Genomic DNA, 318 nt, shown 5'->3' with positions numbered 1-318 from the left:
GACCTACAAGTCGAGCAGGGACGAAAGTCGGGCTTAGTGATCCGGTGGTTCCGCATGGAAGGGCCATCGCTCAACGGATAAAAGCTACCCCGGGGATAACAGGCTTATCTCCCCCAAGAGTCCACAGCGACGGGGAGGTTTGGCACCTCGATGTCGGCTCATCGCATCCTGGGGCTGTAGTCGGTCCCAAGGGTTGGGCTGTTCGCCCATTAAAGCGGTACGCGAGCTGGGTTCAGAACGTCGTGAGACAGTTCGGTCCCTATCCGTCGCGGGCGCAGGAAATTTGAGAGGAGCTGTCCTTAGTACGAGAGGACCGGG

Annotated in this window: 1 rRNA gene; it reads left to right on the top strand. The window is 59.1% G+C overall.

What is annotated here, in order from left to right:
- Positions 1-318: ribosomal RNA gene (locus CVN76_RS02460) — 23S ribosomal RNA — on the top strand; the annotation flags it as partial.

The organism is Bacillus sp. mrc49, from assembly GCF_002803435.1.
The sequence above is the reverse complement of the archived record's forward strand: the minus strand, read 5'-3'. Positions and strand labels throughout refer to the sequence as shown.